Origin of the sequence: Faecalibacterium sp. I4-3-84 (assembly GCF_023347255.1) — a bacterium.
Lineage (GTDB): Bacteria > Bacillota > Clostridia > Oscillospirales > Ruminococcaceae > Faecalibacterium > Faecalibacterium taiwanense.
Window position 1 is genome coordinate 2,712,281 of the sequence record NZ_CP094466.1, and the last position, 14,821, is coordinate 2,727,101.

At 48.9% G+C, this 14,821-nt stretch carries 18 protein-coding genes; 7 read left to right on the forward strand and 11 right to left on the reverse strand.

Going from position 1 to position 14,821, the window contains the following annotated elements:
- Positions 1-7: 7 nt before the first annotated feature.
- From MTP41_RS13525 to MTP41_RS13575, 11 genes are all read right to left on the reverse strand, one after another.
- Positions 8-1,540 (reverse strand): hypothetical protein, encoded by a 1,533-nt coding sequence (locus MTP41_RS13525; RefSeq protein ID WP_249235735.1) that lies wholly within the window; start codon positions 1,538-1,540, stop codon positions 8-10.
- A 5-nt stretch (positions 1,541-1,545) separates the two neighbouring features.
- Entirely contained in the window at positions 1,546-2,589 is a 1,044-nt protein-coding gene (locus tag MTP41_RS13530; RefSeq protein WP_006573506.1) for an O-acetyl-ADP-ribose deacetylase, read from the reverse strand.
- A 19-nt stretch (positions 2,590-2,608) separates the two neighbouring features.
- Entirely contained in the window at positions 2,609-2,818 is a 210-nt protein-coding gene (locus MTP41_RS13535; RefSeq protein ID WP_118564803.1) for a hypothetical protein, read from the reverse strand.
- Between the two features lie 44 nt (positions 2,819-2,862).
- Complete coding sequence (locus MTP41_RS13540) at positions 2,863-3,282, reverse strand: nuclear transport factor 2 family protein (RefSeq protein ID WP_006573504.1); 420 nt, start codon at positions 3,280-3,282, stop codon at positions 2,863-2,865.
- A 34-nt stretch (positions 3,283-3,316) separates the two neighbouring features.
- Complete coding sequence (locus tag MTP41_RS13545; protein ID WP_120136751.1) at positions 3,317-3,796, reverse strand: flavodoxin; 480 nt, start codon at positions 3,794-3,796, stop codon at positions 3,317-3,319.
- A complete protein-coding gene (locus MTP41_RS13550; protein ID WP_071699572.1) occupies positions 3,789-4,520 on the reverse strand; it encodes a hypothetical protein in 732 nt (243 codons plus the stop codon). The genes MTP41_RS13545 and MTP41_RS13550 overlap by 8 nt, the downstream gene beginning before the upstream one ends.
- A 4-nt stretch (positions 4,521-4,524) precedes the next feature.
- Positions 4,525-5,211: an AlkZ-related protein gene (locus MTP41_RS13555; protein ID WP_249235736.1), complete on the reverse strand. Its 687-nt coding sequence runs from the start codon at positions 5,209-5,211 to the stop codon at positions 4,525-4,527.
- Positions 5,211-5,516 carry a carboxylate--amine ligase gene (locus tag MTP41_RS13560; RefSeq protein WP_147561320.1) on the reverse strand — a complete coding sequence of 102 codons (306 nt, stop codon included), beginning with the start codon at positions 5,514-5,516 and terminating at the stop codon, positions 5,211-5,213. The genes MTP41_RS13555 and MTP41_RS13560 overlap by 1 nt, the downstream gene beginning before the upstream one ends.
- A 33-nt stretch (positions 5,517-5,549) precedes the next feature.
- Positions 5,550-6,374 (reverse strand): hypothetical protein, encoded by an 825-nt coding sequence (locus MTP41_RS13565; protein WP_249235737.1) that lies wholly within the window; start codon positions 6,372-6,374, stop codon positions 5,550-5,552.
- A 24-nt stretch (positions 6,375-6,398) separates the two neighbouring features.
- A complete protein-coding gene (locus tag MTP41_RS13570; RefSeq protein WP_223385148.1) occupies positions 6,399-6,863 on the reverse strand; it encodes an ImmA/IrrE family metallo-endopeptidase in 465 nt (154 codons plus the stop codon).
- 140 nt (positions 6,864-7,003) lie between these two features.
- Positions 7,004-7,432, reverse strand: a complete 429-nt coding sequence (locus tag MTP41_RS13575; RefSeq protein ID WP_021748080.1) for a helix-turn-helix domain-containing protein — start codon at positions 7,430-7,432, stop codon at positions 7,004-7,006.
- Positions 7,433-7,635: 203 nt separating this feature from the next.
- On the opposite strand from MTP41_RS13575, the gene MTP41_RS13580 reads away from it, so the two are divergent.
- From MTP41_RS13580 to MTP41_RS13610, 7 genes are all read left to right on the forward strand, one after another.
- A complete protein-coding gene (locus MTP41_RS13580; protein ID WP_154238209.1) occupies positions 7,636-7,962 on the forward strand; it encodes a hypothetical protein in 327 nt (108 codons plus the stop codon).
- Positions 7,959-8,687 (forward strand): ImmA/IrrE family metallo-endopeptidase, encoded by a 729-nt coding sequence (locus MTP41_RS13585; RefSeq protein ID WP_008816141.1) that lies wholly within the window; start codon positions 7,959-7,961, stop codon positions 8,685-8,687. The genes MTP41_RS13580 and MTP41_RS13585 overlap by 4 nt, the downstream gene beginning before the upstream one ends.
- 450 nt (positions 8,688-9,137) lie before the next feature.
- Positions 9,138-9,620, forward strand: coding sequence for a hypothetical protein (locus MTP41_RS13590; RefSeq protein WP_008816140.1), 483 nt, complete (start codon positions 9,138-9,140; stop codon positions 9,618-9,620).
- Between the two features lie 511 nt (positions 9,621-10,131).
- Complete coding sequence (locus MTP41_RS13595) at positions 10,132-10,374, forward strand: DUF6870 family protein (RefSeq protein WP_008816138.1); 243 nt, start codon at positions 10,132-10,134, stop codon at positions 10,372-10,374.
- Positions 10,375-10,587: 213 nt separating this feature from the next.
- On the forward strand, positions 10,588-12,222 hold the full coding sequence (locus MTP41_RS13600; RefSeq protein ID WP_249235738.1) for a recombinase family protein: 1,635 nt from the start codon (positions 10,588-10,590) through the stop codon (positions 12,220-12,222).
- A gap of 15 nt (positions 12,223-12,237) precedes the next feature.
- Entirely contained in the window at positions 12,238-13,335 is a 1,098-nt protein-coding gene (locus MTP41_RS13605) for a recombinase family protein (RefSeq protein ID WP_249235739.1), read from the forward strand.
- Positions 13,336-13,545: 210 nt separating this feature from the next.
- Positions 13,546-14,751, forward strand: a complete 1,206-nt coding sequence (locus tag MTP41_RS13610; RefSeq protein ID WP_154244678.1) for an IS110 family transposase — start codon at positions 13,546-13,548, stop codon at positions 14,749-14,751.
- The last annotated feature ends 70 nt before the right edge of the window (positions 14,752-14,821 follow it).

Sequence of the window (14,821 nt, forward strand, 5' to 3'; positions counted from 1 at the left end):
TTTCTTCTTAGATCAGCCCTAATGACATTTCATTGGAGCTTTTAATGTTGAATACGATACGCCATTCAATATCACCCTCCACCGGCTCAAAGTGTAGAGAGGAACAAACTGCATGAAGTTTTTCTTTTGAGCTGTCTCCACACACGATTGCGATTGGACCGTCCGCTCCGCCGATAATGCCGATACAAGCAATATCGTTTCGTGCCTCTGGTGCATAGCGGTCAGAGCATGGCGCAATTTCCAAAGGCTTGTCCCCCTCAGCGCAATCACAGATCGTAACATCGCTGTCAGGTTCAGGAGAAAACGTATAGCTCATGGCGGTAAAATGCGTCGGATAAAGCCAGCGGTCAGAACCGAAACGCTTTTCGGAAATTGTCTGCCGCTCCAATTCCTGTACGGTCAATGTGTATTTTTTTCCACTGACCGGATGGAGGAAAGAAAACGAATCACCGGGAGCGTGTGCCTTGAAATGTGGTCCCGGGACACGACACGACTGCTGCTCCATTGTAAGGGAGAGGGCTTTTATTTCAGGACGGCGTTTGCTTGTCCACGGAAAAGCTGCCCGAAAAATCATCCATCCATAGGATGTATCCAAATCATAGTGTTCCAATGCCCACTTTGCTTCCGCTTCATTGATCACCCCGTCTGGCAAACATGGATTAAAGACCACGGAACAGCCGTGGGAGGTCAGCATTGTTTTCCCGTTCAATTCCAAACGAGGAATAAAGTCAAGGCAAAGTGGATTGTCTAAATCTATCTGCATTTGCTGCTCCTGCGTGAAGTATTCGCAGAAGTCGTTTTCGGGGTGTAAATCCCATTTAGTTATGAACTTGCGAATGTCTTCTTCCGGGGTGCGCATACAAAAGTCCATGACGAGTCCCTTGCTGCAAGAATACGCCGCAGGAATAACCCAATGATGCCTCGCCCAGTCAAATTGCTTATTCAACCGGATTTCCGTTCCGGCATGGTCTTTTCCCGAATGTCCCCAGAAGTTTCCATCAAAGTAGACCTTCCACTCAGGCATGGTCGGTTCTGCTTCTGGGTTCATATCAACATCATAATAGTCCTCGGTGTACTTGATCTTACTATAATCAAAAGATGCTTGCAGCTTTTTGATGTATACCCACGGCTGTTCCATAGGCGTCAATTTCATTTTCTCAGCAAGCTCTGATAGCGTTCTTTGCTGATCCTGCGTTGGAGGGTTGTCCTGCAAAAAGGCTTCAAACTGGGCTTTATCCCACATCCACGCCTGTTCCAGCGCTGCCGAATCACTGCAAGCAAGGAGCAACCTCAGAAAGTCTTCAAAATCGTTTGCCAGCGGATGAACAAAATCCGGAGCCGAGTTCATGGGACTGACGGAAAATACCATACCGCCAAAGTCTCGAACAAAGCAGAAGTGGATGCCGTCCACACCCGCCCAGCCAAAAATAGATGCACCTTTTGGCGTGCAAAAGTATGGGTTGTTATCTTCACGACGCTCCACCCCTACGGGCGAAAGGTCAATACCACTTCGCAAAAATTTCTGAAACACTTTATCCATAGACCTTATGCTCCTATTAAACTTTGGTCGAAGGCAAACAGAGCCTCGTTGATCTCAAAGACATTATAGTTCCCATGCTCCACGAAATACTCCACGATGATGTCAAACTTGTTGGAGTGGGAGAGCGCAAAGCCAGCCTTCATGAGCATATCCTTCATTTCAACAAGCGGCAGCTCAAGGGCAATGGCAAACGCAATGACCGTGGGCTTGGAAGGCTTATAAGACTTGTCCGAGCGGATCTTCGAGAAGAGCTTCCGGTCAATATTCGCCTTCTTATAGCACTGCGCGTCCGTCATGCCGCGCTCATCAATCTTTCGCAGAAGCATCTCGGAAAAACTCTCGTCGATCTGTCCCAGCGCGTCATCAAGGGTTGCCGCCTTTTTGGGGGCAGCCGCCGCAGAGACGGGAGGCATGAGCTGTTCGATTGCCTCTTCACAAACGGATGCCTCGCAAGGCATGGGTTCTTCCATCCGGAAGGCGTTCATCCTGCGCAGACGCTCGGAACGATTATCAGTATGCTCATCCACATAGCGGTCATCTATGTACGCTGCAATATCGGCAAACAGCTTGCCGCTGATCTGATAGGCTTTGCGGTCAAAAATGACGATGTACACCGTCATTTCATTTTCGAGAAGGAAACTGCTAATGGTGTCAATCGCCACTTTGAGAGCCTGATCCTTCGGATAGCCGAAAATGCCGGAGGAAATCAGAGGGAACGCAGCCGATTCGCAGCCGTATTCCTTCGCCAGCATGAGCGATGTCCGATAACAGGATGTCAGTAGTTCGCGCTCACCATGCCGTCCGTCATACCAGCGCGGACCGACAGCATGAATGACATATTTGCAGGGCAGCTTGTAGCCCTTCGTGATTTTTGCGCTCCCGGTTTTGCAGCCGTGGAGCGTTTCACATTCCGTCAGCAGCTCCGGTCCTGCAGCACGATGAATGCAGCCGTCCACACCGCCGCCACCCAGCAGCGACTCGTTGGCAGCGTTGACGATGGCGTCCACCTTCATTTTCGTGATGTCATTTCTGACAATTTGAAGCGGCATGATTCTATCCTCCGTCCTATCAAAGCGGCATCGGTGTCCGGGCGATCAGAATGACCGCCAGAATCGCACCCACAAATGCCGCAGCCCCTATGACAGCCAATACCTTTTTGCCGAGTTTCTTCTTCGCTGCCTTGCCAATCAGCGCAGCGCAAGCCATGCAGACAGCCGCAGCAACAAGCGCAATGCCCAGCGTTTCCCATAGCCAAGAAAGTTCATGTAGGATTTTCATGCGATCATCATCTCCTGTTCGTTAAACTGGAATTTATAGTCCTCTCAAAACCAATTTGCTTTTTCTTCTCGAAATACGGGAATATCACTATCTCGATATGGATTGTAATTATGAAGATTGCAACCAAACTCTTTTAATGATTTTATTTTGTTATCCTGTGTCCATACAATTAAAGATATTCCGTCAAATTCTTCAACATTTCCATTATTCATTTTGTTTTTAAAATACCACTCCACGATTGTTTGATTGCCTTGATGAAAAAATTGCTTAATCTCCCAGACAAGAACACTTCCGCGTGTATTCCATTCGTCAAACCAGTGCTTTACCGTTTTGCGGTTTTCATATTTAGGACTCCAACTCTCAGTATATACAACATCATCTGTAAAAATATTGTCAATTCCTAAATCTGCTTTCTTAATCCACATATCAAACCATAATCGGATAATTTTTTCTCTCTCGTTCATAAAGCACCTCCACAACTTTCGATTTGTCTGCCCCTTAAAGTCCAAGTCCTTCAACCCACGCCGCAAGCTCCTGATGCCCGACGCAGCCCTTGAAAACCTTGCCGTCCATCAGCTTTGCGCCTTTGCAGCTCGGCGCAAGGCGTTCGTTCGTCTTGCCAATGTCGCTTCCTCCGGAGGTTGCAAACGGGATGATCGTCTTGCCGGTCATATCATAGCTCTCAAGGAACGTATTGATAATCGTCGGCGCAACGTACCACCAGATCGGGAAGCCCACAAAAATTGTGTCGTAGTCCTTCATGTTGTCCCGCTTTATGGCAATCTCTGGACGGGAAACAGGATCGTTCATCTCAATCGTGCTGCGGGCTTTCTTGTCCATCCAGTTCAGATCGGCTTCCGTATAAGGCACTTTCGGCTCAATCTCAAAGATGTCCGCGCCGATTGCCTCTGCCAGCGTCTCGGCAACCTTTGCGGTCACGCCGGACGCAGAAAAATACGCTACAAGTTTCTTACTCATTGTGTTCTTCCTCATCAATCTTTTCATTTCCTTCATTCAGCATGAAGTATAGCAGAGCTTCCAGCAATGTTGCCATATAATGAAGCGACCAGTTTTCTTCCGGCTCTTTTGTCATCTTATCAAGCACGGCTCGAAAAGCCGTGGTACGGTCAATCCTTGTTTCATCATCAATGCGGTCAAGTATGCCCTTCATTTTCAGGGCGAGTTCTTTTTCCTCGTCAGAAAGCTCCGGTATGCCAAGTAACTCAGATAGTTTCTTGTCCTGCATAATAGCATCGTATTCGATGTATGACTTGTGTTCGGCTGACATCAATTCTTCAAAGTAGTTGATAAAAATATGAACGCGAATGCCACCTTCTTCGTCCGGGGAGAAGCAGACGGTTTGCGATTTTTCTGCAATTTCTTTCAAAAATGCAAGGTCTTCTGAGTCATCGAACTCCGCAAACGGAAGAAACATATTGATTTCCGCGTGCCAACGATGATAGTCCACGATTCCCTTGATATACCCGCGGTGTTGCTTGACAAACGCATCACAGCGTTCCAGAAGATACTCGTAGTTCTTCTTGTCCTCCGGTACAATGATCTTTGGTATCTTGTCCATTGCTTCGGAGTACGCTTTCAGCATACCACAATTAACTGCGCGGTCAAACACCTCATCGCACCATTTATCGTATTCGGCAGACTCGGTTTCCCGGTAATCCTTCTCAAAGATAATATCGTCCATTGCGTTACCCCTTTATGATTTTCTCAAGCTGCATTTCGGTCGCGTTAGGCAGACGTGATTGCAGATGTTTTAGAATGCGTTCTTTGGATTCCTGCGGGTCTCGCTGATAGGCAGATGTGATAAGGTCGTACCCGAAAAGTTCTTCCGGCGTCGCATACTCTGCGACACCCCAGCCATAAGGTCTTCCATATCTGTCCTGCATATAGACGAAATCCGCGATGCAGACATAGCTCTGCATTTGCAGCCGCGTGATGCACGTCTCAAAACCGGTGTTGCCGCCCTTGCGGTAGTTCAGAGCTTCTTTCAGCCGTTTGGAAAGCATCCTGCCTTCACCGGCTATGGCTTCATAAAGCTCTTTGTCCTTGTAGGACGCCAAGCCGTCATCCCAACGGGCGTCAAAGTCATAGCCGTCACGCCGGAAGTTCGCAAAGTCCGGAATCCACTCCCGGCTCACAAATCCAGCCTTCTTGTTGAAAAGTTTGCCGTAAAGACATTTGCCGCTCCGCGCAGCCGGTCCTTTCCATTCCCACGGACCATCTACATCATCCGCAAACCATAACTCAGGTGGGCAAAGTTCCTCGATGGAGAAGCCGTGAATCTCGTTCCGAAAGAAGGGCAGAAAGCCGTGTTGTTCGACGGCTGCAATCAAACCATCTGCACTATGTAGTTGTCTGGCATATCTCTTTGACATTACTCCGCCTCTTCAATCACGCCATAATCAATCAGGATATTCTTCTCCGCATACTGCGGGTAAACAACACCCATCATCTCATACTGATAACGTCTTACGCGGCGATGCTCCTGAACCGGCTCCGGTGCATACGCAGCGGTTTCGCAGTGCGCATACTCCGGCATTTCCGCAAGATCATCCCGAACAGCACGGATAAGCGCGTCTGCCACATCATCAATGTTCTTGCCGGTCTCCACGGCAACCAGTTCGTGCTTCTGGACTGCCTTGTCCAGATTACCGGGGGAGCGAAACAGCTTATATTTCATATCGTTGCCCGTCCTTTCTCTCTTTCGGTCTGCCTATTCTTCCTGAAATCTGTTCTTTAGGGACGCAATCATCGCTTGTGCGGCAATGCTCAGATACAAAACTCCAATTTCATAGATAAAGTCGCGGTCGATTACGATAAAGTATTCTCTAACGTGTGTAAAAACCAGTTCCATCAAGTCCCTGTACAGTGGATCATCAAAGGGCTTGAACCGCGTAAACTTGCTTTTGGCAGCGTCCCATGTCATAGACGCTTCGCCCTCAGCACTGGTCATTGCCTCACAGAGAATCATGCTGACGCCCATTTTTCCGTTGCCGGTTAGGAGTTCTCCTTCGTAATAGCTGAGTAGGTCTTTCTTGCGTCGAACCGGAACTACATCGCAGTTGTCATCCAGCTCAAATGCAATCAGCTCCGCAATCAGTTCCCGCCAGACCGCATAACCGGCGTTAATGGTTCCGTCCTCTTCGCGGCTGATGGTATCGTCCATGCAGTATCGCTCAAAGAAATTATCTCCGTCAATCTCGTTGCGGGTGCAGAAGATATGCGCCAGCTCATGCAGAAGAATGTGCTTCAACTCTGCCGGATGACGCGCTATATCTGTGCGCAGAAGGATTCCGTCCGCGCCGTCTCCTGTGCCGACGAATGCAGCGGCGTGAAAGTCAAAATAGCCGTCCTCTGTATATCGGTCTTCCAGCCGGTCAGGGAAATACTGCTTGCAGAACTGCTCAAAGACTTCCTGCTGGTTTTCCGTCTGAAAGCAGCGCAGTACAAGGTTGTCCTCACTGAACTCTGTCCCCAAGCGTTCGTTAAAGATGGAAGCAGCATAGAAAAGGGCTTCTTTATAGTCGTTGTTGTTCATCTAATTACTATCCTTCATCCTCATTCAGCCCTCCGGTCTAACATTTTTCAGGAAGTCAGAGTGCGGTACATACGGCAAGTTGAGCTGCCAGCCCATGCGGTTCAGCTCGTTGAGCTTGATCAGCATCAGGTTGATGTTTGTTCCCATTGCAGCCGAGAGCTGCACCACATCGTAGTCCTGCTTCATCAGGTCAATCAGCTCATCATCGTCAATGATCAGGTGAGAGGCAAACGCATTCGCCTCATATTCGTGTTTTGTGCGCATATCGAACAGCACGAACTCCGGGAGCGGTTCGTTCCCTTTGGCAAGATCGCGATGAAAGGTATCATGCCCGATCTCGTGACCGCAGACCATTTGCATGATCAGATACTCCATATTGGAGTTCAGAAGAATATGCCGCTCTTTATGGCGGTAGGTGTACATTCCGAGCAGATCGTTCAGATTGTCAAGGAAATGGAGATGAATGCCCAGCTCACGGGCAATCTTCAAGGTATCTCTTGTTCCACAGCTTTTGACAATGCTGTTCGCCTTTTTGTATATTTCCTCGGAGCGAATTATCACGGGACCTTCACCCCTTTCATGTTGAATACAGTCAAAGTAAATCCGTCGGGAAGCCGAGACGCAGACAGTTATTCCTCTGCGTCCGTCTCGGTCTTCTTGTATTTCTTCGGCGTGTATTTCTCAACATTCCGGGCTTTGGATTCCCAATATATATCCTGCAACGCCTTCATCACCGCATCCTTGTCCTGCTCGGACAGCGTACCGCCCGCAAACAAGCCGGACATCCCTTCAATCAGGTCCTTTGCCTGTTTCATGCCACGGGAGCCGTACTGCTCGGATGCCTGAACCACAAACTCTTCGTCCTCGGTCAGCAGATAGTTCACATCCACCTTGAAGTATTCCGCGATTTTTCTGTAAGCGTCCTTGGTACGGGGGAAGGAAATGCCGTTCTCGTACCGGGTAATCATACGCCTGTTGATCCCCAGTGCATCGGCTACTTCCTGCTGGGTCAGCTTCCGCTTCTCCCGTTCAGCCTTGAATTTCTCTCCAAACGTCATTTTGGTAATCACTCCTGTTCACAAAAAGTTTGCGACATCAAATTGCGCAAGTCTATTGACAAAGGCACTTGAAGTGCGTATAATAATGACTGAGCAATCCAACTACTCATAGTATATCCTGAATTGCTCATCCTGTCAAGGGGCATGAGTAGTTGTACACGAAAAAGTTACATCTTTTGAGCAGTTCAAATGGACAGGCATTTATGCTGCCGAAGATCATCCGTACCGGCATACACCGGTATGAGGGAACAGGAGTGAGAAAAACGGAAATGGCTACACAGTACAGAAAAGCATACGTCCCGGTTACGCTGGATGTAGACAAGGAGGGGGCAATCCTTCCTCGCCTTATCTGGTGGGACAACGGTGTAATCTTTCAAATCGACCAGATTCTATACAAATGCCGCGCCACATCCAAAAAGGTTGGGGGCGGAGGCATCCGTTACACAGTTCAGATTCGCGGAAAGGAGTCATTTCTTTTCCACGAAGGAGACAAGTGGTTCGTCGAAGCAAAGGAGGACAACTACTCATGATTTTATCCCAGCGCCAACTTGAAGAAATTGCAGCCTCAACAACGAAGGACTTCAACCGGTTCTTTTTCGGGGATGAGGCGGACAAGCCCGACCGATCAGCTTTGCCAACACCCATTGATCAGTTTGCAAAGAACTATCTCGGTCTTCGCGTATCATTCGCCCGTCTCTCGCCGGACGGAAGCATCTGCGGTGTCACTGCCTATGCCGACACTGAGTACAAGATCACGGAACTTGGTATTACGCGCACACTGGCTTTGAAGCGTAATCAGGTCATCTTGGACGAGAGCTTCATTCGATCCGGAAATGTGCAGCGGCTCTGCGCCAAGCGCAGATTTACCCTTGCCCACGAGTGCGCCCATCAGATTCTCTTCCAACTGGAATCGGAAGAGGTAAAGGCGTCCTGCGAAATGAAATATTCCGCACGGACAGCCTATACGCCGCGAGAGCTGAAAACCCGCGAGGACTGGAACGAGTGGCAAGCAAATGTCTTGGGCGCGGCGATCCTGCTTCCTCAAAAAGAGGTTGACCTGGCAATGCGTCGGTTTGCAGAAACGCCGCTGATCAATTACGAGGGGAGGTATTCGTATGGTGATCACTTAACGCTGCGCCTTTTCTGCCGGTTGTTCGGTGTCTCCAAGACAACGGCGTCTATCCGCCTTCGTCAGCTCGGCTACATGGTAGATCGTCCATTCAGTGAGTATGTTGACCCATTGGAGGTGTGGTAATGAAGAGAGCATCCATTCGGGTTCAGGAACCGACGCCGGAGCTGATCGAAAAAATCCGCAGGGCAAGAGTTGCCATTTCCCAGCAGAAGCCCCGATACCTGAAATGTCCCTATTGTCAGCATAATGCCATTGCTGTCTACGAGGACACGAGGGGTCATGTAGAATCCAAGTGCAAGAAATGCGGGCGGATCACAGTCTTTGATGTGCTGAATATGAGAAGACTGCGACCGCGTACCAAGTAAGAACCGGAGGACAAGCCTCTGTTCTAAAATAAAATATATGTCATAGCTGAGCTGTGGAGCCGCCTGATAGGTGAAGTCATCCTAATGCCGCATGAGACAGAGTTTAATTGCTCTGTTTTATCGGCATGGGATTCAAACCTCACCGTCATGCGGCTCTTTTTCTGTCTTCACCCTTCCCGCTGCTCCCGCGCAGCGGAAAGGATGAACAATGAAAATCCCTAAAACCCCTATCGCGTTCGATTACGACCTCTGGACTACGGAGGACGGCAAGTGCATGGTGCGCGTGAAACGAACCGGCGAAGTTTCCGAGGTTGACCGCAAGGTTATGAGAATCCTTCGCGCAGAGGAAAAGCGGATCAGACGCTCGTATGGCTCTGACAACACCTCTGAGGATGAGGACGGCGCAGAGAAAATTTCTGATACCGTGCTGTCCCTTGACGCTATGCCGGAGGACGATGTGAAGTCCGCTGCATGGCTGGCAGACTCCCGCGACTGCATGGAGGAACTGATCACCGCTCTCAAAGAGAAGGAGCTTCTTTCCATTCTGACCGGGAAGCAGCGCGAATTGTATCTTGCGATGACCCGTGAAGGACTGACTCTTCGAGAGTTTGCCCGAAGGAAAGGCATCGGCATCAGAGCTGCATTTGACCTCAAAGCAGCGGTGCAGAAAAAATTTCAAAGAATTTTTTGAGCGGTACTCAACAAACGGCAAAAAGATGTCCGTTGTAAAGTGAAAGGGTCAATCAGACCACTTCACTGCTCCTTGAAAACTGAATAGTTCAGTGCTGCGGATCTTTCCGCTTCTGCGAAGCAACACAGCTTCCGACGCCAAGACCTCCCGAAAGGGAGTGAGCGACCTCCGGAGAGCTATAACAGTCGTGTGGTGCGGCTGCTTGCGACGATGCAGATGCCGGGTATAATGATACTTCCGTCTTTTCTTTGAATGGGCGGCTCGGAGCGATCCTCGGAGGGGTGAGAGTCCCATGATACCGATTGACCATTGGTAGTCCGCAGCATTCCCGGAACTGCAAAGTTCTTCTGGCAGGGGCGCGAGCTGCAAATATGCCGGACAATGAAACAAACCCAAAAGAAACTTACTATATAGTTTCAGGATGAAAACTATGTGGCAGAGTGTCTTCACAAGATGCTCTGCCATATCCTTTTGTCCTGAATATTTCCACGAAACAGGAGGTGCTTAGAATATGATGGGCATTGAAACAATGAAAAGCGTCAGCCCGAAAACGGTTGACCGAAGCACACTCGTTCAGAGAAGCAGCATCCGGCTTGATCCTGCGGCACCGCGCGAGGACAGGCTGAGGGAGTTCATCAAGCAGATCAGAAATCCCTACTGTTATCTGGACGGGAAAACTGTGGTGAAGATCAGCTTCGCCGCGACGGACACGACAATGGAAGATTGTCTGGAACACTATCTGAGAGGTCTTTGATTTATGAACAGTCTGAATCTTTTCACCCGGTTCTATGGACAAGCGATTGAGCCTGTGGTATAATGAAATCGGTCAAAAAAAGAAGAATACGGATTAAGCCGCTTGCCTAGATGGTCATGTGGCGTTTTCGTGTTCCTCTCATAAGAGTTGAAGCAAGCCTTCGTCTTTCTGATTTGATGTACCACACCAAACAGAAAAACGGAGGTTATTTTTATGCCAGACAAGGTTTACCGCACGGCGATCTACTGCCGCCTGTCCCGTGAGGATGGAGACAAAGTTGAAAGCAACTCCATCGCCAGCCAGAGAGCCATCTGCGAGGACTATATCGCAAGACATGAGGATTTGGAGCTTGTCTGTGAGCCGTTTGTGGATGACGGTTACAGCGGCGTTTCCTTCAATCGTCCTCAGTTCAAAAAGCTGGAAGAGGCAATCCGCAAGGGTGCGCTTGACTGCATTGTGGTCAAGGATCTCAGCCGATTCTCAAGAAACTACATCGACGGCGGACGTTACATTGAGAAGATATTCCCGCAGCTCGGCATACGCTTCATCGCAATCAATGATGCGTATGACAGTCTGACCGGTGATCCGCAGTCCGACTCCTTTGTTATCCCGTTCAAAAACCTGATTAACGATTCTTACTGCAAGGACATCTCCATGAAAATCCGAAGCAGTTTGGAAGTCAAGCAGAAGAGCGGTGAGTTCGTCGGCTCGTTCGCGCCTTACGGCTACATGAAATCACCGGAGAATAAAAACCAGCTCATCGTGGATGAAGCGGTCAGCGAATATGTGCAGATGATCTTTTCCATGTACAAGGACGGCTTCTCCATCGGACGTATTGCAAAGCGTCTGAACCAGATGGGCGTCCTGTCCCCAATGGAATACAAGCATTCTGCCGGTGTGAAGTTTGATACCGTCTTCAAAACCGGCGATACCGCAAAATGGACATACAAAGCCGTCCAGCGTATTCTCACCAACGAGGTTTATATCGGCGTTCTGGCTCAGGGCAAGCGCGGCACTCCCAACTACAAAGTCCGCGTCGTGAAAAGCAAGGATGAATCCGAATGGGTCAAGGTTGAAAATGCGCATGAAGCTCTTGTGTCCTACGAGGACTTCATGGCAGTCAAGGTCATGATGCAGAGAGATATGCGCTGTTCACCCGATCAGGACGAGGCGCATCTGTTTTCCGGCTTCCTGTTCTGCGGAGACTGTCAGCAGCCAATGATCCGCAAGAACGTCCCGTCGAAGACAAAAAAGTATATCTACTACGTCTGCTCCACCAATAAGCACAGCCGGACGTGCAGCCCGCACAGCATCGCCGCAAAAGAGGTTGAAGAGAAGGTCTTCCGTGCCATTCATGACCAGATCGAGCTTGTCATCAATCTGGAACACGCGCTTGCGATGATAGAACGGCTTCCGTCTCAGAGCCGTAAGGCTTTCAATTACGAAGCTCAGATCGCCAAAATCGAGGAAGAGATTGAACGGTACCAAAAGCTCAAGCTGGGGCTTTACGAGAACTTCATCGGCGGCGTCATTGATAAATCGGAATACTTCGAGTTCCGCAGCAGCTACACCAAAATCATTGAGGGCAAGCAGGACGCGCTTCTGCGGGTCAAAAAAGAAATGAAGCAGACGGTGACAACCGGCACGACTGAACGGAACTGGGTAACGCTTTTCAAGCAGTATGAAAACGTCGAAGAACTGAACCGCCGTGTGCTGATGTCCCTTGTTGACCGCATTCTGATTCACGAAAACCATGCAATCGAAATCGTCTTCAAATATAGGGATGAATACCAGCAGACGATTGAATACGTTCTCGGCTATGCCGATGAACTGGATATTGCCGTATAAAGGGGGGATGAGCAAATGGCAAGAAAAAGCAGAAAGCAAATTGCAGTTGAAGAGCCGGTTATCGAGTCTGTTTCTTCCGAGGTCTTCTCAACAGCCATCTATGCCCGTCTTTCCGTTGAAAACAGCGGCAAGTCCGAAAAGGTGGATGTCATCGCAAATCAGATTGAGATTTGCAAGTCCTACATTGCAGAGCGTCCCTACCTGAATCTGATAGATACCTATGTGGACAACGGACGAACAGGAACGGTTTTTGATAGACCGGAGTTCAACCGGCTGATGAACGACATCCGCACCGGCAAGATCAAGTGCCTTGTAGTTCGTGATCTCAGCCGGTTCGGGCGTGACTACATCGAGGCTGGAATCTATCTGGAACGGGTCTTTCCGCAGATCGGGCTTCGGTTTATCGCCATCAAAGAGAACTACGACAACTTTGATACGGACGGCTCCGGCGAAAGCCTCATCATCCCTCTGCAAAACATGATCAACACCCTTTACTCGAAGGACATCTCCCGCAAGGTTTCTACTGCGCTCAAAGCACAGATGGAAAGTGGAGAGTTCAAGAAGCGCAATCTCCCGTATGGTTATCGCTGGGATGAAGAACACAGCAATATGGTTTTCGATGAAGAAACCGCACCGATTGTCCGGAAGATTTTCCAATGGAAAATTGAAGGACTGTCCCTTCCTGCGATTGCAGACCGGCTTGATGCAATGAACGCGCCCAATCCGGAGTTTCAGAAGTATCAGGTCGGCGTCCGCACAGGCAATGCTACGGCAAAGAAGATTTGGAACAAGTCTTCACTGACTACCATTCTGGATAATCCCCATTACGTCGGAGATACCGTTCTCGGACGGACGCTGAACGCCATCTACAAGGGCGTCAAGAATCAACATATCGACCGCGAGGAATGGATTGTTTTTCCCAATACTCACGAGGCGATTATCTCTCGTGAGGACTTTCAGAAGGTTCGTGAGATGCGGGACGCCGCTGCAAGGACGAGAGTTGAAAAGATGGAACGCACGGAAGAAATCCGTGCTACACTGATCAATCTCTATTACAATAAACATGGAACCGGATATGGCAGCCAGCCATATTCCATTCCAACTCGTACCTAAGCTACAATAAGAGAGTAATCGGCTAACGCATCATTCTCTGGGCTTCTACGCCCGTTCTAAAGACAGTTGACCATCTCTCTTGTTGTAGCATTCGTTTTAAGCAGGTTGAGCCACCCGCCAAGCGGAGCGTTCGTGTCACCCAATAGATTGAATCGGCAACGAGTAAAAGATGGATTCCGGTTGCAAATACAAAGTAATGGAGGAACCGTTATGAACGCTGTAGGCATTGACGTTTCCAAAGGAAAGAGCATGGTTTGCGTCATGCGCCCCTTTGGAGAAGTAGTACTCGAACCCTTTGAAGTTTTACACACCGCCCAAAGCCTGAACGATCTGGCTGGGAAGCTCAAAGCTTTGGACGGAGAGACCCGTGTCGTCATGGAAGCCACCGGGAATTACCACAAACCAGTTGCTTTCGTTTTACACGATGCGGGCTTATTCGTTTCCGTAGTCAATCCTGTTCTGATTCATGACTATGACAACAACAGTTTAAGACGTGTCAAAACGGATAGAAAAGACGCTGTTAAAATCGCCAACTATACGCTCGACAAGTGGACACGGCTACGACAGTATCTTCCCGAAGATGATACCCGGCTGGCTTTGAAGAATTGTTATCGTCAGTACCAGCAAGCCGTGGCAGTTCGTACTATGCTGAAGAATAATCTGATCTCATCTCTTGACCTGACCTTTCCAGATGCAAACAAGCTATTTTCAAGCCCCGCAAAGAGCAACGGGTGCGAAAAATGGGTCGATTTCATTGGAGACTTCTGGCACAGTGAGTGTGTTTCAAGCCTTTCCTCTGATGCCTTTGCTAAAAAGTATTTAAAGTGGTGTCAGAAGCACGGATATAATTTCACTCGCTCAAAATCGGATACGATCTATGCCTGTGCAGTCAATGCTGCTTCTCTTCCAAAATCCCCAACCTCAAAACTCCTTATTCAGCAACAGGTCGCTCAGCTGAAAGCCGTATCTCAGTCCGTGGCTGCATTCCAGCAGGAGATGCTTCGCCTTTCTCAACAGCTTCCGGAATTTGATACTGTGATGGAAATGTACGGCGTCGGCCCTTCTCTCGGTCCTCAACTGATGGCTGAGATCGGAGATGTCCGTCGTTTCTCATCCAAGAAATCACTCATTGCATTTGCAGGAATTGAACCGCAGCCAAATGATTCTGGCAAGATTGTGGGCAACGATAGCGGAATTAGTAAAGTGGGTTCGGCTGTTCTACGTAGGACGCTCTTTCTGATTATGACTGTCATCTTGAAGACACAACCTCAGGATGAGCCGGTTTTTCAATTCATGAACAAAAAGCGCTCTGAGGGAAAACCCTACAAAGTTTACATGATGGCTTCAGCCAACAAGTTCTTGCGAATCTATTATGCTAGAGTGAAAGCTGTAATGGACTCCAAACACTCAAAATAAGCATGGATATTTGTTTTTGGTCGTAATTTCCTCTTGAGCCTGAGCTGAATTCAAAGAACCGCTTAGCTGG

What these genes read in the sequence shown, in the direction of transcription:
- MTP41_RS13550 (WP_071699572.1), bottom strand. Translation starts at nt 4,520, where the DNA reads ATGGACGATATTATCTTTGAGAAGGATTACCGGGAAACCGAGTCTGCC.
- MTP41_RS13525 (WP_249235735.1), bottom strand. Translation starts at nt 1,540, where the DNA reads ATGGATAAAGTGTTTCAGAAATTTTTGCGAAGTGGTATTGACCTTTCG.
- MTP41_RS13600 (WP_249235738.1), top strand. Translation starts at nt 10,588, where the DNA reads ATGCCAGACAAGGTTTACCGCACGGCGATCTACTGCCGCCTGTCCCGT.
- MTP41_RS13540 (WP_006573504.1), bottom strand. Translation starts at nt 3,282, where the DNA reads ATGAACGAGAGAGAAAAAATTATCCGATTATGGTTTGATATGTGGATT.
- MTP41_RS13590 (WP_008816140.1), top strand. Translation starts at nt 9,138, where the DNA reads ATGAAAATCCCTAAAACCCCTATCGCGTTCGATTACGACCTCTGGACT.
- MTP41_RS13580 (WP_154238209.1), top strand. Translation starts at nt 7,636, where the DNA reads ATGCTGCCGAAGATCATCCGTACCGGCATACACCGGTATGAGGGAACA.
- MTP41_RS13575 (WP_021748080.1), bottom strand. Translation starts at nt 7,432, where the DNA reads ATGACGTTTGGAGAGAAATTCAAGGCTGAACGGGAGAAGCGGAAGCTG.
- MTP41_RS13530 (WP_006573506.1), bottom strand. Translation starts at nt 2,589, where the DNA reads ATGCCGCTTCAAATTGTCAGAAATGACATCACGAAAATGAAGGTGGAC.
- MTP41_RS13585 (WP_008816141.1), top strand. Translation starts at nt 7,959, where the DNA reads ATGATTTTATCCCAGCGCCAACTTGAAGAAATTGCAGCCTCAACAACG.
- MTP41_RS13610 (WP_154244678.1), top strand. Translation starts at nt 13,546, where the DNA reads ATGAACGCTGTAGGCATTGACGTTTCCAAAGGAAAGAGCATGGTTTGC.
- MTP41_RS13535 (WP_118564803.1), bottom strand. Translation starts at nt 2,818, where the DNA reads ATGAAAATCCTACATGAACTTTCTTGGCTATGGGAAACGCTGGGCATT.
- MTP41_RS13595 (WP_008816138.1), top strand. Translation starts at nt 10,132, where the DNA reads ATGATGGGCATTGAAACAATGAAAAGCGTCAGCCCGAAAACGGTTGAC.
- MTP41_RS13555 (WP_249235736.1), bottom strand. Translation starts at nt 5,211, where the DNA reads ATGTCAAAGAGATATGCCAGACAACTACATAGTGCAGATGGTTTGATT.
- MTP41_RS13605 (WP_249235739.1), top strand. Translation starts at nt 12,238, where the DNA reads ATGGCAAGAAAAAGCAGAAAGCAAATTGCAGTTGAAGAGCCGGTTATC.
- MTP41_RS13560 (WP_147561320.1), bottom strand. Translation starts at nt 5,516, where the DNA reads ATGAAATATAAGCTGTTTCGCTCCCCCGGTAATCTGGACAAGGCAGTC.
- MTP41_RS13565 (WP_249235737.1), bottom strand. Translation starts at nt 6,374, where the DNA reads ATGAACAACAACGACTATAAAGAAGCCCTTTTCTATGCTGCTTCCATC.
- MTP41_RS13545 (WP_120136751.1), bottom strand. Translation starts at nt 3,796, where the DNA reads ATGAGTAAGAAACTTGTAGCGTATTTTTCTGCGTCCGGCGTGACCGCA.